Raw genomic sequence first — 21,043 nt, 5'->3', positions numbered from 1 at the left:
TCAGCCTCCCTTTCCGGCCCGGTTCGACCGGGCGAGCAGCCACATCAGGTACGGGGCGCCGACCGCGCCGGTGACGACGCCTACGGGCAGTTCGGTCGGCGAGAAGGCGAGCCGGGCGGCGAGGTCGGCGGCGAGCAGCATGGCCGCGCCGACGAGGCCGCTGGTCACCAGGGGGATGCCGGCGGTGCCGGCGAGTCGGCGGGCGATCTGGGGGGCGCCGAGCGCGACGAACGCGACCGGCCCGGCGGCGGCGGTGGCCACCGCGGCCAGGCAGGTGGCCAGCACGAGCAGGGCGATGCGGGCCCGGCGCAGGGGCATGCCCAGGCTGAGCGCGGTGTCGTCGTCGAACTGCAGGAGTTGGTAGGAGCGGGCCATCGCCAGGGTGGGCGGGACGAGCAGCAGCAGCGCGAGGCCGACCCAGCGCACGTGCTCGTAGCCGCGTCCGTTGAGGCTGCCCGTGAGCCAGACCATCGCGCTCGCCGCCTGGTCGATGTCGGCGCGGGCGAGCATCCAGCGGGTGATCGCCATCAGGGCGCCGTGTGCGGCGAGGCCGACGAGGACGAAGCGGTAGCCGGTGATGGTGCCGCCGCGGAACGCCATCGTGTAGATGAGGATCGCGGTGAGCAGCGCGCCGGCGAGTGCCCCGAAGGGGACCGCGCCGAACGAGCCGGCGCCGGCCGCGGTGACGCCGCCGAGCAGGATGACGCCGACCGCGCCGGCACTGGCGCCGGCGGAGATGCCGATGAGGTCGGGGCCGGCGAGCGGGTTGCGGGTGACGGCTTGGAAGACGGCGCCGGACAGGCCGAACGCGAGGCCGACGAGCAGCGCGGTGAGCGCGCGCGGCAGCCGCAGTTCGCGCACGATGAGGTCGGCGTCGCCGGTGCCGACGCCGAACAGCGAGCCCAGGACGTCGCCGAGGGGGATGTGGAAGGTGCCGATGGACACCGAGGCGACGAGTCCGCAGAAGGCGAGGGCGCTCAGGGTCAGTACGGCGACGGCGACGCGGGGGCGGACGACGATGCCGACGGGTCCGAGCTCGGCTCTCATCGGGAGTGCTCCTTGAGCTTGCCGCGCTTGACGAGCGCGATGAGGAACGGCGCGCCGAGGACCGCGGTGACCACGCCGACCTCGAGTTCGCCGGGACGGGCGACCACGCGGCCGACGACGTCGGAGCCGAGGGTCAGCGTCGCGCCGGCGAGCCCGGAGCAGGGGATGAGCCAGCGCGCGTCGGGGCCGGTGAACGCGCGCACGATGTGCGGAACGACCAGGCCCACGAAGGTGATCGGTCCGGCGGCGGCGACGGCCGAGCCGGTGAGGAGGATGACCGCGACGGCGCCGAGGATCCGGGTGGTCTTGACCCGGGTGCCGAGCGTGCTCGCCAGGTCGTCGCCCAGCGCGAGGGCGTTGAGGCGTCCGCCGAGGGCGAGCGCGAGGACCAGGCCGACGGCCACGAACGGCAGCAGCCGCATGCCGAGGTCGGTGTCGCGTCCGGCGAGCGAGCCGACCGCCCAGAAGCGGTATTGGTCGAGCGTGCGCACGTCGAGCAGTACGAGCGCGCTGGTGAAGGCCTCGAGGAGGGCGGTGACCGCGGCGCCGGCGAGGGCGAGTTTGGCGGGTGTCGCCCCGCCGTAGCCGGTTCCGCCGACCAGATAGGCCACCAGGCCGGCGAGGGCGCCGCCGAGGAACGCGAACCACACGTACTCGTAGGGGCTGGTCAGGCCGAGGAGGCCGATGCTCGCGGCGACGCCGAACGCGCCGCCGGCGCTGACGCCGATCAGCCCCGGGTCGCCGAGCGGGTTGCGGGTGATGTCCTGGGCGACCGCGCCGGCGACGCCGAGGGCGAGACCGACGAGCAGGCCCAGGAGGGTGCGCGGGACGCGCAGGTCGCGGACCACGACGGCGTCGCCCTCACGGCTTCCGCCCAGGGCCGCGAACACGTCCGACAGCGCGAGGTTCTTGGTGCCGATGGCGAGGGACGCGAACACGGCGACGGCGAGCGCGGCGAGCAGGATCGCCACAGCGGTGCCGCGGCGGGCGGAACTCGCCGGTCGCGAGGGCGGGTCGGGCGCGGTGGCCGCGGTGTTGGCGGGGGGAGCGTCGAGCTTCGAAGGCACGACCGTAAGGTAAGGCACGCCTAATGGTGGCCGAACAGACCCCCCGGTTTCGGTCGAACGGACCCCCGCCAATCCGGCTCGGCCAAGGTAAGGCTAACCTCATCGCGATCGAAAGGTGGCGCTTGCGGCCATTTCGGCTTCGCGCCGTCGTGTTGCCGCTCGTCGCACCCGCGGTGCGCCCGCACCCGGTTCGTCGCCTTGTCGGCCTTGTTCGTCCCGTTCACCCGTGGAGGGTTCATGATCACGCTCAGACGTCGCCGTTGGAGCGCCCGTCTCGGCTTCGCCGCACTGGCCGTCGTGCTGACGGCCGGCCTCACCGCGTGTGGCGACGAGTCCGAGCCCAAGGCCGCCGACAGCGCGCAGAGCGCTCCCGCCTCGGCCGGCGGGAAGGCGTCCGCCGCCACGTTCCCCCGGACGATCACCCACGACAAGGGCACCACCACGATCCAGGCCAAGCCCAAGCGGGTCGTGGCCCTGGACAACAGCCTCGTCGAGGCGGTCGCCGCCCTGGACGTCCCGCTGGTCGGCGGGATCGGTTCGTACCGCGACCAGAAGGGCTTCCCGCCCTACCTCGGCGCCGCGGTGAAGGACACCAAGGACGTCGGCCCGCTCGCCGGCCCGAACCTCGAACAGATCGCGCTGCTCAAGCCCGACCTGATCATCTCGGCGACCGTCCGCCACGAACAGCTCTACGCCCAGCTGTCCAAGATCGCGCCGACCGTCTTCGTGAAGACCACCGGGCCGATCTGGAAGGAGAACGTCAAGCTCGTCGGCCAGGCGCTCGGCGAGGACGACAAGGCGCAGGCCAAGCTCACCGCCTACGAGACCCGGGCGAAGAAGATCGGCGCCGCGGTCAACGCGAAGGCCGGCAACCCGACCGTGTCCATCGTGCGTTTCGTGGACGGACCCACGCGCATCTACCTGGGCAAGACCTTCGGCGGCATCATCCTGTCCGACATGGGCCTGGCCCGGCCGGAGAACCAGCGCGACGCCGAGAAGTTCAACATCGAGATCAGCGAGGAGCAGATCGAACAGGCCGACGCCGACCACATCTTCGTGACCTCGTTCTCGGGCGGCGCGGAGCGCAAGGCGAAGTTCCTGGCCAACCCGCTGTGGCAGCGGCTGAAGGCGGTCCAGGGCGGTCACGTGCACGAGGTGCAGGACGAGACCTGGATGACCTCGGTGTCCCTCCAGGGCGCGGACATGGTGCTCGACGACATGGCGCGCATCTTCGCGGTCGACCCCGCCAAGTAGTCCCCACCGCGGCCCAGTAGTCCCCACCTCGGCCAAGCAGTCCCCACCGCACAGCCCCTCGGCGGCGGGTCGCGTCCTCCCGACGACGGCCCGCCGCTTCGGCATGCCGCACCACCGCCGACGCTACGCCGCCGACCTGCTGCCCGCCCCGCGCGAGTGACTCGCCGCCGTCCTCGCCGAACTCGCCGGCGGAGCCGACACCCTGGCCGACCGAGCCCGAGCACTGCTCCCGGACGACCTGCAACTCGCCTGCCACCTGGCCGAACTCGCCGTCGCCGTGGAGGTCGGCCCCGGTCGGCGTCCCATTCCCAATCCGCGGACGCGCCACGCGCGTGACGACCATGCCGCCCCGGGATACGAGTGCGCCCCGCTCCCGGCATGGAAGGCCGGGAGCGGGGCGGTCATCGGGTGTGCTCGGTCAGGGGGTCACGGGGTCAGGTCGTCACGAGATGCTGATGTCGTCGACCAGGAAGGTGGTCCTGAGTGACGAGTCCTCGGCTCCGGCGAATTGCACGGTGACCGTTTGTCCCTTGTAGGCGGTGAGGTCGACGGTCTTCTCCACGTAGGTGCCGGTGGCGCCGACGTTGGAGTAGGTGGCCAGGGCGGTGTTGCCGATCTTGACCTTGAGGGTGTCGTAGACCGTGGAGCCGGTCTCCTGGGTGGTGGTCTTGATCCAGACGCGGAGTTTCGGTGCGGCCGTGTTCGGGATCGTGACGGCGGTCTGGGTCAGGGTTTCGGTGGCGGTCCTGCCGTAGCCCATCATCCAGGCGTACCAGGAGCCGCCGTGCGGGGTGGCTCCGGTGCTGTTGGAAATGATGTTGGCGTTCTGTGTCCAGTTGGCGGTGCCCTGTTCGAAGCCGCCGTTCTGGAGCGCGTTGCCGCCGGGTCCACCGGTGACGGTCAGGGTGTAGGTGGTCGAGTGGGTCACCGAGCCGGTGCCGGTGATGGTCAGCGGGTAGGTGCCCGGCGCGGTGTTGGCCGCGACGGTGACGGTCGCGGTGGAGGACGACCCGGACTGCACGGACTGCGGGTTGAAGGTCACGCCCACACCGTTGGGTGCGCCGGTGGAGGACAGCGCCACGGTCTGGGCCGAGCCCGCGGTGGTGGCGGTGTTGATCGTCGTGGTGGCCGAGTTGCCGGGCTGGACACTGCCGGCGTTCGGGGTGGCGCCGATCGAGAAGTCGTTGGTGGGTGTGCTGCCGCCGACCGCGGTCTTCCAGATGGCGTAGGCGATGCCGTCGGCGCTGCGGTTGAGGACCGTGGCGTCGACGTTGGTCGTGGTGTCACACGCCGAGTGGTAGCAGGAGTCGTAGGCCGCGTTCGCCGTGCCGCCCCACTTGGTTGCCTGTGCCGCCGTCTTGCGGGCGCTTGCTCCGGCCGCGTAGCCGGAGGTGGGGATGCCGCCTTGTTGGAAGGAGTAGTCGTCGGAGCGGCCTTGGCCTTCGACGTTCTCCTCGGGTTGGAGGTTGAGGGTGTCCCAGTAGGCCTTGAGGGGTGCGGCGGTGGTGGAGTTGACGTTGTTGATGAAGTAGCCGGCGTTGCGGGAGCCGACCATGTCGAAGTTGTAGTAGCCCTTGATGGTGGAGCGCTGGGCGGAGCTGAGCTGGCTCACGTAGTACGCCGAGCCCTGGAGGCCCTGCTCCTCGCCGGCCCACCAGCCGAAACGCACGTGCTTGGTCATGGTCGGGTTGGCCTGGGCCAGGGCCAGCGCGTTCTCGAGAAGCGTGCCGGAACCCGAGCCGTTGTCGTTGATGCCCGGTCCGGCGCTGACGCCGTCGAGGTGGGCGCCGAACATGACGATCTGGTCGGCGGGGCCGCCGGGCCAGTCGGCGATGAGGTTGTTGGAGGTGTAGGTGCAGGAGGTGCAGACCTGTTCGGTGACGGTGAAGCCGGCGGCTTGGAGCTTGCCCTTCACGTAGGCCAGCGACGCGGTGTAACCGGCGGTGCCGGCCCGGCGGTTGCCGCCGTTCTGCGACGCGATCGTGCCGAACTGGGCCAGATGCGCCTGGACGTTCGTGATGCTGATGTCCGGCGGGTCCGTGTTCGGGTTACCGGGACCGCTGACCGTGAGCGTGTACTGCGCGGTGTGCGTGGTGGCGGTGCCGGTACCGGTCACGGTCACCGTGTACGTACCCGCCGGCGCGGTCGAACCCGCCGACAGGGTCAGCGTGGAGCCGGCACCGGCCTGCACGGACGCCGGGTTGAAGGTCGGGGTCACGCCACTGGGCAGGCCGCTGGTGGAGAAGGTCACGGTCTGCGCTGTGCCGGAGGTGACGGCCGTGCTCACCGTGGTCGAGACGGAATTGCCGGGCGAGACGCTGCCCGAGGTCGGGCTGACGCCCATCGAGAAGTCGGGGTTCCCGGGGCCGCCGACGCAGGTCGGGTCACCCGTCTGGGCCGGCACGCTGATCGCGTCCCACGCGGCCTTGGTCTTGTTGAACAGGACGCAGGTGGAGTCGAGCGTCTTGGCCGAGTTCAGCGTGGCGGTGCGGTACTTCTTGTAGGTCATGCCGCTGGTCTTGAGCAGCATGCCGCCGTAGAAGACCTTGCCCGCGCTCTGGATGCCGACGCCGGTGAGGGAAGTGTTGTTGCAGGTGGGGCTGTTGGGCTTGCCGCCACCGGGGGCGGTGCCCTCGGCGAGGAGGTAGAACCAGTGGTTCATCGGTCCCGCAGCGGCGTGTTCCTCGGTGCCGGGGATCGCCGAGCTGTAGCAGTTCGGGTCGCCGTTGGTCGAGGGGTTGTACATGTAGCGGATCGGGCCCTGGCCGACCAGGTTCACGACCTCGCCCACCGTGTAGTCCGGAGTGTCGTACGGCGACGGCTCGTTCACGTACGCCTCGGTCAGCGCGCCCATGATGTCGCCGGTGGACTCGCCCAGGCCCGGCTCCGTGCCGGCGCCGCCGGGGGTGAACTGGTCGATGCCGTGCCCGAATTCGTGGCCCACGACGTCCATCGACGCGATCCACTGGTTCGCCTGGTTGTGGCCGATCGCGACGGACGAGCCGTCCCAGTAGGCGTTGATGTCGTTGAGGCCGACCTTGACCGGCCAGCTGCCGCCGTTGCCGTTGTGGCCGTTGCGACCGAGCCAGTCGCGGAGCATGTTCCATTGCTTCTGCGCGGCCCACATGACGTCGACGCAGCCGGTTTCCTTGCTGGACGCCTGGCCGTTGCCCCACGAGTCGGTGGACTTGGAGAAGACCTGGCCGTTGCTGTAGTCCGCGCAGCTCAGGCCGGAACGACCGGGGTCGCGCAGCGTGTACGTGCTGCCCGACTGCGTGGTGTCGATGGTGAGCGGATTCGGGCCGTTCCACTGGCTGTTGCCGGTGCCCGCCTTCACGTCGTCGACGGTGTCGAGCACCGTGCCCGTGCTCGCGTCGACGAAGACGTGGAGTCGGCTGGGCGCGGTCGCGGTACGACCCGCCAGCACGGTCTCCCACGCGAGCGCGCTGTTGCCGTCCTTGACCCGGACGACCAGGCGGTGCGACTCGACCCGGTCCACGACCGCGAGCTTGGCCTTGGACGTGGCCTCGGCGGCGCCGGCCGCCACGATCGGCTGAATGGGGACGGATATTCGGGCGTTCGTGGCGGACTGGGTGGCACGCACGCGGCCCTTGCCGTCGGCCAGGACGACGGCGTCGCCGCCGACGACCGGGAGGCCGCGGTAGGTGCGCTCATAGGCGACGGAGTACAGATCGTCGACCCACGGCGTCACCGCCTGCCGTTCGTACTGCTCGTCGGGACCCTTGGCGAGGACATCCAAGCCGCTTGCGGCGGCCCGGTCGGCGGCGGAGACCGCCAGTGACAGCGAACCGGGGGGCGGGGACGGGTCGGCCGAGGCCGACTGGGTTGCCACGCCGACCGTCAGGCCGGCGAGCATGGCCAGGACGGTCCCGGCCGTGGTCGTTCTGCGATTCATCGAGGCTCCTTGGGTGGAAGGCAGACCTCGACCACGTCACCGGCTTGCGCCACGTGCGCCGCGTGAGCGCCGTGGACGACCGTGCATGCCGGGTTCGTGCCCGAGCGAGCTGAACACTCACACGGGCGTGTCACCAAGCGAAGAGATTCCGTGTAATCAGCAAATTCTGGCGAAATTCGGCGAGTTCCGGCGACGCCGGTGCCGTGACCGGTCATAGCCCGTGGCCCGCAAGCCCTTTCGGGGCGGGCGCGCGCCGATCACGGGAGCCGTAGGCGACCTACGGCTCCGCAGGGATGGTGAAGATGGTTACTGCCACCGTCGTTCCGCACCTCGTCGGCGAGGGAGGCATCCGGCTCGACGACCCGTCGAGAGGCACCTCACCGGCGAGACGGCCCCGCGCGCGGAGCGACGGGCGCCGGGTGGTTCACGCGTTTCGGGCCACGTAGTACACGTTGACGAAGTCGTCGGGCAGGGTGTGTGCCCGGATGTCGGCGAAGCCGGCCTCCGCCAGCTTCTGCCGGGCGGCCTGCTCGCCCCACACCGTGCCCAGCCCCTCGCCGCCCTCGCCCAGCGAGACGGTCATGCAATAGAACACCGAGAACGCGTACAGGGTGGGCCCCATCGGATGGTCGATGTTCTCCTCCAGGTTGCTGGACGCCGCGATCTCGCCCATCAGGAACACACCGTCCTCGCGCAGCGCGTCGGACACGGCCGCCAGCGTGCGGGTCGGCTGTGCCATGTCGTGGATCACGTCGAACGCGGTGATCAGGTCGTACGAGCCGAGCGGATCGGCCGCGTCGACCACGGCGAACTCCGCGTTGTCCAGGCCCAGTCCATCGGCCTCGTGACGGGCCGCGGCGATGCCCTGCGCGGAGATGTCCACCCCGCGGAAGCGGCTGCGCGGGAACGCCCGGGCCAGCACGTTGACCGCGTGCCCCTGCCCCGTCCCCACATCCAGCACGTCGATGCCCGCGAGCAGCCGCTCGGTCAGGCCCGGCACCAGCGGCACGACGGCGTCCACCAGCGCCGCGTCCCAGACCCGGCCGGACTCCTCGGCCTGGAGCGCCTGGAAACGCGGATACGCCGAGTACGACACGCCGCCGCCCCGCCGAAACGCCCCCACGATCCGCTGCTCGACCTCACCCATCAAGGCCATGTACTGCGTCATCCCGGCCAGGTTCGCCGGCCCGGCCGCCTCGGTCAGCGACGCCGCGTGTTCGGGCGGCAACACATAGGTGGCGGTCTCGGGCGAGTACTCGACGAAGCCGCCGACGACCATCCCGCCCAGCCACTCGCGCACGTACCGCTCGTTCAGTCCCGAGGCGCGCGCGATGTCGTCGCTCGTCGAGGGCGGCAGCGCCGCCATCGTGTCGAACAACCCGGTCTGGTGGCCGACACTGGCCAGGAAGGCCAGGCAGGCGTCGTTGAGAATGCTGATCATTCGCCCCGCGAACGCTTCCTGCCGCACGGGGTCGACGTCGGAGACGGACATGGCAACTCCCAGCCGATCGGCGCCGCGGGAGACGCCTCGGGCGTACGAATCCCGTCCCGGGGGGCCGGCACCCCGGACCCCGGACGTCCTGCGCACCGAAGGCACGGGCGTCGCCCGCAACGAGAACAAGACCTCGTTTGCCACGCTACGCCGGTTCCCACCGACACGAGACCCGACGCCGGACTCGGTGCCCGACCCGACGCCCGACTCGACACCCGACCCGCATCGGCCTCGACCCGAACGCGAGACGGGTGGCAGACCCGGGTCCGAGCCCGTGGTCTGCCACCCGTGGTGTGCGGAGCCGATCCGCCCGTGCGCTACAGAACGTTCGCTCGGGTCGGGTCGGTCGGGGACTTCGTCCGCCGGCCGGTGGAACCCAGCAGGGGGACGAGGTTGAGCAGCAGACCCACGATCGCGACGCCGGTGACCAGGTTCGCGCCGGGGCGGTAGACGCCGAAGTCGGTGTCTCCGGCCGTGGCGCCCGTGGTGAGGGCGGTCACGACGGCGAGCACGAGCGCCGCGCCGACCTGGCCGGAGGTCTGCACCAGGCCCGAGGCGAGGCCCTGTTCGGAGTCCTCGATGCCCTCGGTGGCCTGGGACATGATCGAGCTGAAGCCGAACGCGAATCCGCCGCCGAGGAGCAGCATGGTGGGCAACACCGTGAACGCGTAGTTCGGTGTGCTACCGGCCGTGGCGAGGAACCACACGTATCCGAGGCTCATCGAGGCCATGGACGCGATCAGGAGCGGCGCCGTGCCGTAGCGGTTGATCAGGCGTCCGGTGAACGGTGATCCGAAGGCCACGACGAGTCCGGCCGGCAGCAGAGCGAGTGCCATGCGCAGCGCGGACCATTCGAGACCGTCTTGGAGGTACAGCGTCATCATGAACTGGAAGCTCATGTACGAACCCATGAGCGCGACGATGCTCAGGTTCGCGCGCACCACCGTGCCGATGCGCAGGATGCCGAACCGTACGAGCGGGTGCGCGATGCGCTTTTCGACGATCACGAAGAGGGTGAGCAGCGCCGCGGCCAGCGCGACGGAGCCGAGCGTCAACGGTGCGGTCCAGCCGCGCTCGGGCGCGGAGACCACGGTGTAGACGGCGAGGAGCATGCCGCCGCTGAGCGTGACGGCGCCGACGAGGTCGTGCCCGCCGGAGTCGGCGGGGCGGTCGCGCGGGATCAGGAACCAGCCGCCGACCAGGGCGAGGATCGCCAGCGGTACGGGGGTGAGGAACGTCCAGCGCCATCCGAACTCGGTGAGCAGTCCGCCCAGGATCAGGCCGGAGGAGTAGCCGCTCGCCCCGAAGACGGAGAACACGGACAGCGCTCGGTTGCGCGCCGGGCCCTCGGGGAACGTGGTCGTCAGGATGGACAGCGCGGTCGGCGCGGTGAAGGCCGCGGCCAGACCCTTGATGAAGCGGCTGGCTATGAGCAGGCCGCCGCTGTCCACCAGTCCGCCGAGGAGCGAGGCGGCGGCGAACACCGCGAGCGCGATGAGGAAGACCCGGCGCCGGCCGAGCAGGTCGGCGGTACGACCGCCGAGCATCATCAGGCCGCCGTACCCGAGCACATAGCCGTTGACGATCCACTGCAGCGAGGTCGCCGAGAGGCCGAGTTCGTGCCCGATCGACGGCAGGGCGACGCCCACCATGGAGACGTCGAGGCCGTCGAGGAAGAGCACGAGGCACAGCACGGCCAGGACGCCCCAGAGTCTGGGGGTCCATTGCGCAGCGGAGTTCGTCGGGTCGGGTGTGGCGGACGAGGGGACGGACTGTTCGCGGGAGGGCGGTCCCGCGTAGGTCTCGACTGTGGAAGCCATGGGGACGAACGTATATGCGTACGCATTGAATGTCTACGCATTAAATGTGAGTGCAATAAATTTGCTTGCATGTTATGACGGGCCGCGTTAGCGTGACGCAATGAAGACCGAGGAGCCGCTGATCGAGAGTTGGCGCGAGCTGTTGTCGCAGTACAGCCGGGTCGCCCACGAACTCGACCGCGCCCTCCAGGACCGGCACGGGCTGACCATGAGCGACTACGAGGTCTTGGACCGCCTGATTGCCGCCGAGGGATGCAAGTCCCGTATCCACGATCTCGTCGGCGACCTGCACCTGAGCCAGAGCGCCTCCTCTCGCGCCGTCGCCCGGCTCGAGAAGTGCGGCCTCGTCGCGCGCGCGATGTGCGACACCGACCGCCGAGGGGTCTTCGTCACCGCCACCGACGACGGGCGCGCACTGCACGCACAGGCCCGCCGGACCCAACTCGCCGTTCTGAAAGAGCACTTGGCCTGACGCCCGACGAACCGTCGCCTCGGCGACCCGGAGTCGACCTCGCGTAGGTGACGCTCGTGCCGCTACCGAGGGGCTACGCCCGGTCGCCGGTCAGTTCGTTCACAAGGACGCGGATGCGCCTTTCGATCTCGTCGCGGATCGGGCGGACCGCCTCGACGCCTCGGCCGGCCGGGTCGTCCAGGGTCCAGTCGAGGTAGCGCTTGCCGGGGAAGATCGGGCACGCGTCGCCGCAGCCCATGGTGATCACGACGTCGGACGCCCGGACGGCCTCGGTGGTGAGCACCCTGGGGGTCGCCGCGGAGATGTCGATGCCGACCTCGCGCATGGCCTCGACCGCCGCCGGGTTGACCCGGTCGCCGGGGGCGGAGCCGGCGGAGCGGACCTCGATGCGGCCGGCGCCGAGGTGTTCGAGGAAGCCGGCGGCCATCTGGGAGCGGCCGGCGTTGTGGACGCAGACGAACAGCACGGACGGCTTGTCGGACATGGTGCGGAGTCCTTCCGGTACGAGGAGGAGTGCGAGGCGGCCCGGTTCGCTGCTCGATGAGGGGTTCGCTTTCCGCGCCCCGGGCCAGTAACGTATCAGTCCATGATGATGTCAGTCGATGCTGATCTGTTGAAGGTGCTCGCGGACCCGCTGCGCCTGCGCATCGTCACGCTGCTCGCGGGCGAGGCGCTGTGCGTGTGTCACCTCATCGAGGAGACCGGCGCCAGGCAGACCAACCTGTCCAACCATCTGCGCGTGCTGCGCGAGGCCGGGCTGGTCGACACCGAACCCTGCGGGCGCTTCACCTACTACCGCCTGCGGCCGGAGGGCATCGGCGCCGTCGCCGCGGCCCTCGGCGGGCTCGCCGACACCGCTCGCGACTCCGCCGCGCATGCCCGAAAGAGGCCCTGTTGAAGACCGCCACCGACAGCCCGCTCACTCCGGCGAACGGCTCGGCCGCGGTCGTCGGCGGGCTCTCCACGCTCGACCGGTTCCTGCCGGTGTGGATCGGCCTCGCGATGGGGATCGGGATCGGCCTGGGCAAGCTGATCCCGGGCCTGGACGATGCGCTGGCCAAGGTCGAGATCGGCGGGATCTCGCTGCCGATCGCGCTCGGCCTGCTGCTGATGATGTATCCGGTGCTCGCCAAGGTCCGGTACGACCGCCTCGACACCGTCACCGGCGACCGCCGGCTGATGGCGTCGTCGCTGGTGATCAACTGGATCATCGGCCCGGCGGTCATGTTCGCCCTGGCCTGGATCTTCCTGTCGGACCTGCCCGAGTACCGCACCGGCCTGATCGTCGTGGGGCTGGCCCGCTGCATCGCGATGGTGATCATCTGGAACGACCTGGCGTGCGGCGACCGCGAGGCCGCCGCCGTGCTGGTCGCGCTCAACAGCGTGTTCCAGGTGGTCATGTTCGGCGTGCTCGGCTGGTTCTACCTCGACCTGCTGCCCGGATGGCTGGGTCTGGGCGACGGCGAACACCTGGACGTGTCGTTCTGGAAGATCGCCCTCAACGTGGTCGTCTTCCTGGGCGTCCCGCTGCTGGCAGGCTTCCTGACCCGTCGTCAGGGCGAGCGGGCCAAGGGCCGCGACTGGTACGAGAGCACGTTCCTGCCGCGGATCGGGCCGGTTGCCCTGTACGGGCTGCTGTTCACGATCGTGGTCCTGTTCGCGCTCCAGGGCGACACCATCACCGATGAGCCCGGCGACGTCGCGCGGATCGCGCTGCCGCTGCTGGTGTACTTCGCGGTGATGTGGTTCGGCTCGTACGCCATCGGCCGCGGCATCGGTCTCCCGTACGACCGCACCGCCACGCTCGCGTTCACCGCCGCCGGCAACAACTTCGAGCTGGCCATCGCGGTCGCGATCGGCACGTTCGGCGTCACCAGCGGCCAGGCCCTGGCCGGCGTCGTGGGCCCGCTGATCGAGGTGCCGGTGCTCGTGGCACTGGTGTACGTGTCCCTGGCGTTCATGCGCCGCGCGCAAAAGACCTCGTCCACGTGACCCCGGGCGGCGGCACGGGCGTCCGCGCCCGCACCGCCGGCTCGGCCCGCGCGGACTGCCGTCAGTCGACGACGGGGCTGCGGCGTTCGATCAGCACGACGTCGCGCCAGGCGCCGTGGTGGCGGGCGACGCGTTCGCGGGTGCCGACCACGCGGAATCCGGCCTTGGCGTGCAGGGTCAGGCTCGCCTGGTTCTCCGGGAAGACGCCGGATTGCACGGTCCAGATCCCGGCCGCTTCCGTCGAGCCGATCAGGGCGTCGAGCAAGGCCCGCCCCACGCCCCGGCCCTGCGCGGCGGGGTCGACGTAGACGGAGTGCTCGACCACGCCGGCGTACACGCACCGGTCGGAGACGACGGAGGCCGCCACCCACCCCAGGACCCGGCCGTCGGCGGGGTCGAGGGCGACATGGCAGTGCTCGGGCAGCTTCTTGGCCCAAAACGCGTCCCAGGTCGGGGCCTCGGTCTCGAATGTCGCGTTGCCGGTGTCGATCCCGATGCGGTACACGGCCAGGACCCCCTCGGCATGGGCCGGGGCCATCGGCTCGATCGCCACGGTGGCGGCGTAGGACGTGGACTCGCTCATGCGTGATCCTCCGGGGCGTCGGGCGCGGACGGGCGCGGGACTGGGATGCTACCGAGGACCGGGAGCGCGCCGACGGCGGGCCGTCCGCGCGCACGCGGCGAGGCCGGAGTCACCGAGCGGGTTCGGGCGGCCTGGGTGCCGGAGGCGTCGACGCCCCGGGCGCCTGCCGTGCCGGCGCCGGCCGCGGCCGACCGCGGCGCGTCTCCCCTTCGGGGAGGGGAGACGCGCCGGTGATCAGGACAGGTCGTCGATGATCTCGTTCGCGGCTCGTTCCCCTTCGACGGCGCCGCCGTTCATGAATCCCTGGAAGTCGTACGACGTGTGCTCGCCGGCGATGTGGACGTTGCCCTGCCGGGTGCCCTCGTATCCGGCGTAGCGGTGCAGGTAGCCGGCGGGCCAGTACGAGTAGGCACCGAGCGAGTACGGGTTGCGGTGCCACGCGGACAGTTGGGCCTTGCCGTTCCACTGGGCCTTGGTGCCCGGGAAGACCTTGTCCACGTCGGTGAGCACACCGCCGACGAGGTTGCGGATGTAGGGGTCGGTCTCGGCCTTGCCGAACGGGGTGGCCGGGGTCAGCGCGTGCGCGAGCGAGCCGCCGCCGTACTGGATCAGGACCCCCTTCGTGCCGGCCTGGCCCTTCGTGGTGTCCCAGGTCTGCTGGAAGGGCAGGTCGGTGAAGCAGTCGCCGGAGGCGACGCCCGGCCAGGGGCCGGTGCCGTTCCAGGTGCGGCGGTTGAACTGCATGTTGAGTTTGGTGACATCGCCCATGCGGGCGTCCCGCAGCAGGTTGGTCATCAACGGGTCGAATCCGGCCTGGGTGCGGTCGAGTTCCTGCAGGTTGGGCAGCGGCAGGGCCAGGATGGTGCGGTCGGCGATCACAGTCCTGGTGGTGCCGCCGTTGTCGAAGGTCAGGGTCTGGGTGCCGTCGCTGTTGGCGCGGATCGCGAGCAGGCGGTGGCCCATGCGTACGGTGCCGGTGGGCAGTGCGTTCGCGACGGCGTGGACGACCTGGTCGTTGCCGCCGACCACGTGGTAGCGCTCGTTGGAGCCGCCCCAGATGTTGAAGTGGCCCGGGTTGGTCTGCCAGCCGAGCATGCACACGGCCGAGTACGCGGCCTGGTTCACGGTGTCGGCGCCGTACTCGACGTTGTAGGCCACGTCCAGGAACTGGCCGAGCCGGGAGGCGTACCCGCCGGGCACGCGCGAGTCGATCCACTGCCGCAGGGTCATGTTGCTGAGCGCGGTACCGGTGGGTGTGGTGTTGTTCCACATCACGGTGCCGGCCTCGTTGAAGTCGCGGCGGACCGCCTGGTACATCGTCTTGAAGTCCTCGTCGGCCTGCGCGCGGGGGTAGTACGCGCCGTCGAAGGACAGGATCTCGGCCGCGTCCTTGGGCCCCGCCGCGGCGAAGTCGACGGTGCTCAGGCCGAAGCGGCGGCACAGCTCCAGCATCTTCTTGTGCCCGGTGTCGATCAGCTCGCCGCCGATCTCCGAGGTCTGGCCGCCGTCCCAGTAGGTGCGCTGCGAGTACATCCGGCCGCCGATGCGGTCCGGATTCGCCTCGTACACCGTGCAGGCGACGCCCGAGTCGGCCAGGGTCAGCGCGGCGGTCAGGCCGGAGATGCCCGCGCCGACGACGACGATCCGGGCGTTGGTGTGGATCTGCTTGGTCGTGGTGGACGCCTCGGTCGCCGCGGCGGTGCGGGCGAGGGCCGCGCCGCCGAAGGTCACCACCGCGCCGAGTGCGGCGCCGCGCCGGATCAGCGAACGGCGCGACGGGCCCTCGGGCTCCGCGGCGGCTTCGGCGCGCAGGCCGCGATATTCGTCGACCGGCATGCGCAGGACTTCGGCGGCGCGGTGATCGGCGGCCATCCGGCGCAGGGTGTGCATCAGATTCGTCCGGGCCATGACGGGTTCCTTCCGGTTCGGGGCATGACGAGGCCCCCGGGTTGTACGCGGTGGCGTGGTGAACACGTGGTGCGTGCGGCCCGGGGGCCGTGGGTGCGGGCGAGGTCGAGTGGTCGTCAGACCTGGGCGGGGCTGACGGGTGCCGCGGGAAGCGGCTCGTCGTCGGTGCGTTCGCCGGCGTCCTCGAGGATGATCCGGCCCATGAGTTCGTAGCGTTCGGGGCTCCTGGCCCGCATGTACAGGGCGAGCGCGATGCCGCCGAGGAAGACGCCGCCGACGATGTAGGGGGTGAGGGTGAACAGGAGGGAGTCGGAGGCGGCGCCGGCCGCGGTCTCCATGTTCTGCAGGAGCAGGACCACGACGGCGATCATCGCGATGCCGCCGAGGAGCGGGGCCAGGAAGGTCCGGAACCAGTGAGCGGTCTCCGGGTGGTTCTTCCCGACGTGGAAGTAGCCGATGACGGCGAAGGAGCACAGCGTCTGGACGATGAGGATGGCCATCGTGCCCAGGATCGCGAGCAGTGTGTACAGGTGGATGTAGGGGTCCTGGTCGGCGGCCAGGAACAGCAGCACGATGCCGGTGGCGATGACGCTCTGGACGAAGGACGCGAAGTAGGGCGAACCGTGCTTGGGGTGGGTGTTGCCGAGTTTGCGGGAGATGAAGCCCTCACGGCCGATGGCGTAGAGGTAGCGGGAGGCGCATTGGTGGAAGGCCATGCCGCAAGCGAAGGAGCCGGTGATCAGGAGCCATTGGAACCAGTCGACCGCCCAGCCGCCGATGAAGTCGCCGGTGGGGCCGAAGAAGACGTCGAGCGGGGCGGAGCCGCTCGCGATCTCCTTGGACTTCGCGAGGCCGTTGCCGTCGATGGCCATCCAGGAGACGAACACGTAGAAGAGTCCGACACCGATCACCGAGATCAGCGTCGCGCGCGGGATGACCTTCTTGGGGTTGCGGGATTCCTCGCCGTACATGGCGGTGGATTCGAAGCCGACCCAGGACCAGAACGCGAAGAACAGGCCCAGTCCGGCGGCGCCCTTGAAGGCGTTGGCGGGGTTGATCGGTTCGGTGGACAGGCCGTCCGGGCCGCCGCCCTGGACCAGGACCGCGATCGCCATCGCGGCGAGGACGGCGATCTCGGCGACGAGCAGTACGCCCAGGAGGCGGGAGGTGAGGTGGATGTCGAAGTAGGACAGCAGGGCGGTGACGGCGAGCATGCCCAGGGCGTAGATCGACCAGTTGAGGTCGACGTCGAACTGGGCGTTGACGGTGGTGTCGGCGAAGTAGGCGAAGATGCCGACGATGGACGCCTCGAAGACGACGTAGGCCAGGACGGCCAGGAGGCCCGAGGCCATGCCCACGACGCGGCCCAGGCCGTGGGAGATGTAGCCGTAGAAGGCGCCCGCCGAGGTGATGTGCTTGGCCATCGCGACGTAGCCGATGGAGAACACGCTCAGTACCAGGGTGGCGAAGAGGTAGCCTGCCGGTGCGCCGATGCCGTTGCCGAAGCCGACGGCGATGGGCAGGTTCCCGGTCATGGCGGTGATCGGCGCGGCGGTGGCGACCGCCATGAAGACGACCCCGACCAGGCCCACCGAGTTCGCCTTGAGGCGCTGGACGGGGGGTTGTGCCGCGGGGGCCTGTCCGACCTCGGAGTGGGTGGACATCCCACCTCCCTGCAGTGTGTGGCGGGTAAATAACTGATGGCGAGTCAGCTTCCACCCGCAGTAGCGCAGCTCACAATTGACACAGTGTCAGTGATCGCCCCCAGTTGCCTCTTGCGGTGTCGGGGCGGTGTCCCAGCGTGCGGGATCTTTCCCGCACAGCGACGAGTGTCGTTCCGTCGGGGCGCGTCCACGAGCGAGCGCGTTCACGAGCGCGCGCGTCCACCGGGGCCGGGCCGTCCTACGATGTGCGGATGAGTACGGGCGAACATCCGGCAGGTGCATCGGGTACGCAGGAGCGAGGCGATGGCGAACGCCTGGAGGTCGCCGCGTCCGTCCTGGGTCTGCTCGCGGACCGCACCCGACTGGCCTTGCTGCACCGGCTCGGCCGGGGCGAGGCCGACGTCACCACCCTCACCGAGGCGTGCCGGGTCCCCCGCCCGTCCGTCAGTCAACACCTCGCCAAGCTGCGGCTGGCCGGTCTGGTCACCACCCGCAAGGACGGGCGTCGGGTCGTCTACTCCCTGCGCCACGGACACCTGCGGCGGCTGGTGGACGAGGCGCTGAATGTCGCCGACCACCAGATCGGCGCCCTGCCGCCGCACGACTGACCGCCCCGCCCCCGGCCCCGACCCCTCCCGTCCGGCCTCGGCGCGGGGATTTCTCCCATCATCATGTGCACACGTATGCACATGATGACTATCATGATGCGGTCTCACGATGCCGCCGATCGGGACGGGGCCGATGCTGTCCGTATTGCGCAACCGCACCTACCGCCACCTGTTCACGGCACAGGTGATCGCACTGGTGGGCACCGGGCTGGCCACCGTCGCGTTGAGCCTGCTCGCGTACGACCTCGCCGGGGACGACGCCTCCGCCGTGCTGGGCACCGCGTTGGCGATCAAGATGATCGCCTACGTCGCCATCGCGCCGGTGGCCGGCGCGGTGGCCGACCGCGTCCCGCGTCGGGCCCTGTTGGTGGCGATGGATCTGACCCGCGCCGCCGTGGCGCTCGCGCTGCCGTTCGTCACCCAGGTCTGGCAGATCCTGGTCCTGATCTTCCTCCTGCAGGCCGCGTCGGCGGCCTTCACCCCCACGTTCCAGGCCACCATTCCCGAGGTGCTGCCCGCCGAACGCGACTACACGAACGCGCTGTCGATGTCCCGGCTCGCCTACGACCTGGAGAGCCTGTTCAGCCCGGCGCTGGCCGCCGGGGCGCTGGCCCTGGTCTCCTATACCTGGCTGTTCGCGGGTACGACCGTCGGCTTTCTCGCGTCGGCCGCCCTGGTGGTCTCGGCGGTCCTGCCCAAGCCCGCGCCGGTCGAGCGCTCCGGTGGGGTCTACGCCAAGGCCGGCTTCGGCGCCCGTCTGTTCCGGGCCACCCCCCGGCTGCGGGCGCTGCTCGCCCTGGATCTGGCGGTGGCCGCCGCGGGCGCGATCGTCTTCGTCGACACCGTTGTCCTGGTGCGCGGTCACTTCGACCGGCCGGCCGGCGCCGTCTCCCTGGCGCTGGGCGCCTACGGCGCGGGGTCCGTGTCGGTCGCCCTGCTGCTGCCCCGCCTCCTGCGACGCTTCACCGACCGCGCCGTGATGCTCACGGCCGCCCTCGCGCTCCCGGTGATCCTGGCCGGCGTCGCCACCTTGACCGGCACCGCGCCGAGCACCGGGTCCTGGATCGCGCTCCTGGTGGCGTGGGCGGCGATCGGGGCGGCCTGCTCGGCGGTGCTGACTCCGGGCGGGTTGGTGATCCGCCGCTCCGCCGCCGCCGCGGACCTGCCCGCCGCCTTCGCCGCGCAGTTCTCCCTCTCCCACGGTTGCTGGTTGCTGACCTACCCCCTCGCCGGTTGGCTCGCCGCGGGAGCGGGCCTCCCGGCGACCGCCGCCGTCCTGGCCGTCGTCGCCCTGGCCGCCGCCGCGGTGCCGCCGCGTGCTGGCCCGCCCGCGACCCGCGGAGCTCGACCACACGCACCCGGACCTGCCCGCCGGCCACCCGCACCTCGCCGACGCCGCCCCGTCCGCGACGGGGTGGCGGCACGGCCACCACTACGTCATCGACCACCACCACCGCCGCTGGCCCCGACCGACCCCGACGGAGGCCGGTTCCCGGGCGCACTGAACGCATGGCGGCCGGCGAGGCACCCGGACCGCTGATCGCCCTGGCCGACGCCGACCTCGCCGCCCGCGCCGTCCCGGACCGGCCACCGACGATCCTCTCCCGACTTTCCGCCCTCCCATGTCACAGCCGGCCCCGGCTGTCTCGTCTCGGGTTTCGGAGACAGACTTCGAGATGAGGAAGGTGATGGTCATGCGGGTGTTCGTGGCAGGCGGAACCGGGGTCATCGGGCGGCGGCTGCTGCCGCGGCTGGTGGCCCGTGGCCACCAGGTGACCGCTACGACGACGAGCGCGGCCAAGTTGGAACTGCTCGCGCGGATGGGCGCCGGGCGCCGGCGGCGTGTACAGCCCGCCGTCGTTCCCGGCGGCGACCACGATCGATCTCTTGGTCGAGCCCGCCGGCCTGTCGTCAAGCATCGTCTCGAAGTTGTCGGTGCCGTCGTGCGCGGTTTCCTCCCCGCCGAAGCTCATGTTCACCACCGCGGGTCTGATCCCGGTGCCCGGGGCGCGCCACGGCTGGTCGAAGATGTAGTCGACGCCTTGGATGTTCTCCGCGTCGCCGAGGGCCGACCGGACAATGACGAGATCGGCGTCGTAGGCGATGCCGACGGTCCGTTTCCCACTGCAGCAGCCGGGCGGACCGAACCCTGCGGCGATGCCCGCGATATGGCTTCCATGCTTGTGCCAGTCACGGGAGACGAAGGGCGCGGGTGTGGTCGCGGTCAAGGCGGCGTTGATGTCGGCCGGGGTGAAGATCCGGCCGGGCTTGACGGCGATCGTGGGGTGTGTCCCGCCGGTGAGCATGGCCCCGACGCGGATGGCGTTGAGCGTCGCGGTGTCGAAGATCGTTCCGTCGTAGTGGCCGCCGAAGTCGATCACCATCGGTGTTGTCGGAAGCGGGCCCCCGGTTACGGTGACATCGCCCGGTGCGATCCCGGCGAACGCGTTGAGGGCGCTCTGCACGGTGGCGGCGGTCAGCGGAAGAGACAACGCCGGGGTCAGCTGATCCTGCAACGGACCCGGCGGCTGCCAGGCCAGCGCGAGCGTGCCTCCCGTCGGATTTCCTTCTGCCACCAGCGTATGACGGAGCGTCAGGTCATAGAGCGAGACGATTCGAGTGGTCCCGTCGGGCTTGCGGAAGGCCGGATGAAAGATGTCGACGCCGGAGTCGATGATGCCGACGACCACACCCCGGCCGGTGAGATCCGGCGCAAAGGCGTGCACCGGGTCGGCCGCGTCGACGAGATCGTTTCGCGTGGTCGATTCGCCGGTTCGACTCAGAAGCCGCGCTCGGCGATTGCTCTGGATCGAGACGACGTTGTCGAGTTCGGCCACCCGTTCGAGATCGGCGGCGGCGATCGTGCCGACCGCGACCCGTTCGGAGCGGAACTCCATCCACAGGCCGGCCTCTTCCACGACCGCGAGGTCTCCGGTGAAGCGGACCGAAACCTTGATCCGCTCCAGCCGCGCGAATTCCGCGGCCCCGTCGCGGAGGCCGGTGTGCTCCAGGGCATGCACCCGTGCGATCAACGGTTCGTCGAGTTTCGTGCTTACCATCCGGCACCTCACACTCGATCGGCGATGTTCGCAGCGATGGCGCGACCGGCATGTCGTACACGCCCTCCGTGGACGCGAGGTCCGGAACCAGCCACCGATTGCCCCAACTTGGCGGCCGGCGCTCAGCATGAGCGGGAGGAAAATGCGCTGTCAATCACCCA

The 21,043-nt window shown here is 70.5% G+C and carries 15 protein-coding genes and 2 pseudogenes; 7 read left to right on the top strand and 10 right to left on the bottom strand.

Annotated features, from left to right (window positions below):
* Positions 1-1,047 carry an iron chelate uptake ABC transporter family permease subunit gene (locus OG928_RS36870; protein ID WP_331766351.1) on the bottom strand — a complete coding sequence of 349 codons (1,047 nt, stop codon included), beginning with the start codon at positions 1,045-1,047 and terminating at the stop codon, positions 1-3.
* Positions 1,044-2,114: a FecCD family ABC transporter permease gene (locus OG928_RS36865; RefSeq protein WP_406291553.1), complete on the bottom strand. Its 1,071-nt coding sequence runs from the start codon at positions 2,112-2,114 to the stop codon at positions 1,044-1,046. Before OG928_RS36865 ends, OG928_RS36870 begins: the two co-directional genes overlap by 4 nt.
* Before the next feature lie 237 nt (positions 2,115-2,351).
* Between OG928_RS36865 and OG928_RS36860 the strand changes: the two genes are divergently transcribed.
* Positions 2,352-3,368 (top strand): iron-siderophore ABC transporter substrate-binding protein, encoded by a 1,017-nt coding sequence (locus tag OG928_RS36860; protein WP_331766349.1) that lies wholly within the window; start codon positions 2,352-2,354, stop codon positions 3,366-3,368.
* A 442-nt stretch (positions 3,369-3,810) separates the two neighbouring features.
* Here OG928_RS36860 and OG928_RS36855 read toward each other — a convergent pair whose 3' ends face one another.
* The 3 genes from OG928_RS36855 to OG928_RS36845 form a co-directional block, all read right to left on the bottom strand.
* Positions 3,811-7,284 (bottom strand): M28 family peptidase, encoded by a 3,474-nt coding sequence (locus tag OG928_RS36855; protein ID WP_331766348.1) that lies wholly within the window; start codon positions 7,282-7,284, stop codon positions 3,811-3,813.
* 424 nt (positions 7,285-7,708) lie between these two features.
* Positions 7,709-8,776 (bottom strand): class I SAM-dependent methyltransferase, encoded by a 1,068-nt coding sequence (locus OG928_RS36850; RefSeq protein ID WP_331766347.1) that lies wholly within the window; start codon positions 8,774-8,776, stop codon positions 7,709-7,711.
* A 317-nt stretch (positions 8,777-9,093) separates the two neighbouring features.
* Positions 9,094-10,596: an MFS transporter gene (locus tag OG928_RS36845; RefSeq protein WP_331766346.1), complete on the bottom strand. Its 1,503-nt coding sequence runs from the start codon at positions 10,594-10,596 to the stop codon at positions 9,094-9,096.
* A gap of 100 nt (positions 10,597-10,696) precedes the next feature.
* On the opposite strand from OG928_RS36845, the gene OG928_RS36840 reads away from it, so the two are divergent.
* Positions 10,697-11,068, top strand: a complete 372-nt coding sequence (locus OG928_RS36840) for a MarR family transcriptional regulator (RefSeq protein WP_331766345.1) — start codon at positions 10,697-10,699, stop codon at positions 11,066-11,068.
* Positions 11,069-11,141: 73 nt separating this feature from the next.
* Here the strand turns inward: OG928_RS36840 and OG928_RS36835 are convergent, their stop codons facing one another.
* On the bottom strand, positions 11,142-11,552 hold the full coding sequence (locus tag OG928_RS36835; RefSeq protein ID WP_331766344.1) for an arsenate reductase ArsC: 411 nt from the start codon (positions 11,550-11,552) through the stop codon (positions 11,142-11,144).
* 102 nt (positions 11,553-11,654) lie between these two features.
* Between OG928_RS36835 and OG928_RS36830 the strand changes: the two genes are divergently transcribed.
* Both OG928_RS36830 and arsB read left to right on the top strand, forming a co-directional pair.
* Positions 11,655-11,966 (top strand): metalloregulator ArsR/SmtB family transcription factor, encoded by a 312-nt coding sequence (locus OG928_RS36830; RefSeq protein WP_331766343.1) that lies wholly within the window; start codon positions 11,655-11,657, stop codon positions 11,964-11,966.
* Positions 11,963-13,060: an ACR3 family arsenite efflux transporter gene (gene arsB / locus OG928_RS36825; protein ID WP_406291552.1), complete on the top strand. Its 1,098-nt coding sequence runs from the start codon at positions 11,963-11,965 to the stop codon at positions 13,058-13,060. The genes OG928_RS36830 and arsB overlap by 4 nt, the downstream gene beginning before the upstream one ends.
* A 61-nt stretch (positions 13,061-13,121) precedes the next feature.
* Here arsB and OG928_RS36820 read toward each other — a convergent pair whose 3' ends face one another.
* From OG928_RS36820 to OG928_RS36810, 3 genes are all read right to left on the bottom strand, one after another.
* Positions 13,122-13,643 carry an N-acetyltransferase family protein gene (locus OG928_RS36820; protein ID WP_331766342.1) on the bottom strand — a complete coding sequence of 174 codons (522 nt, stop codon included), beginning with the start codon at positions 13,641-13,643 and terminating at the stop codon, positions 13,122-13,124.
* Positions 13,644-13,877: 234 nt separating this feature from the next.
* Positions 13,878-15,551 (bottom strand): NAD(P)/FAD-dependent oxidoreductase, encoded by a 1,674-nt coding sequence (locus OG928_RS36815; protein WP_331766341.1) that lies wholly within the window; start codon positions 15,549-15,551, stop codon positions 13,878-13,880.
* A gap of 116 nt (positions 15,552-15,667) precedes the next feature.
* Positions 15,668-17,215 (bottom strand): APC family permease, encoded by a 1,548-nt coding sequence (locus OG928_RS36810; protein ID WP_331766340.1) that lies wholly within the window; start codon positions 17,213-17,215, stop codon positions 15,668-15,670.
* 251 nt (positions 17,216-17,466) lie between these two features.
* On the opposite strand from OG928_RS36810, the gene OG928_RS36805 reads away from it, so the two are divergent.
* The 3 genes and pseudogenes from OG928_RS36805 to OG928_RS36795 form a co-directional block, all read left to right on the top strand.
* Entirely contained in the window at positions 17,467-17,823 is a 357-nt protein-coding gene (locus tag OG928_RS36805; protein WP_331766339.1) for a metalloregulator ArsR/SmtB family transcription factor, read from the top strand.
* A gap of 109 nt (positions 17,824-17,932) precedes the next feature.
* Positions 17,933-19,363, top strand: coding sequence for an MFS transporter (locus OG928_RS36800; protein ID WP_406291551.1), 1,431 nt, complete (start codon positions 17,933-17,935; stop codon positions 19,361-19,363).
* A 154-nt stretch (positions 19,364-19,517) separates the two neighbouring features.
* Positions 19,518-19,652 (top strand): annotated as a pseudogene (locus tag OG928_RS36795) (NAD-dependent epimerase/dehydratase family protein); the annotation flags it as partial.
* Between the two features lie 81 nt (positions 19,653-19,733).
* On the opposite strand, the pseudogene OG928_RS36790 reads toward OG928_RS36795, so the two are convergent.
* A pseudogene (locus OG928_RS36790) lies at positions 19,734-20,720 on the bottom strand (S8 family serine peptidase); the annotation flags it as partial.
* Between the last annotated feature and the right edge of the window lie 323 nt (positions 20,721-21,043).

This window comes from Embleya sp. NBC_00896 (assembly GCF_045207785.1).
Lineage (GTDB): Bacteria > Actinomycetota > Actinomycetes > Streptomycetales > Streptomycetaceae > Embleya.
The sequence above is the reverse complement of the archived record's forward strand: the minus strand, read 5'-3'. Positions and strand labels throughout refer to the sequence as shown.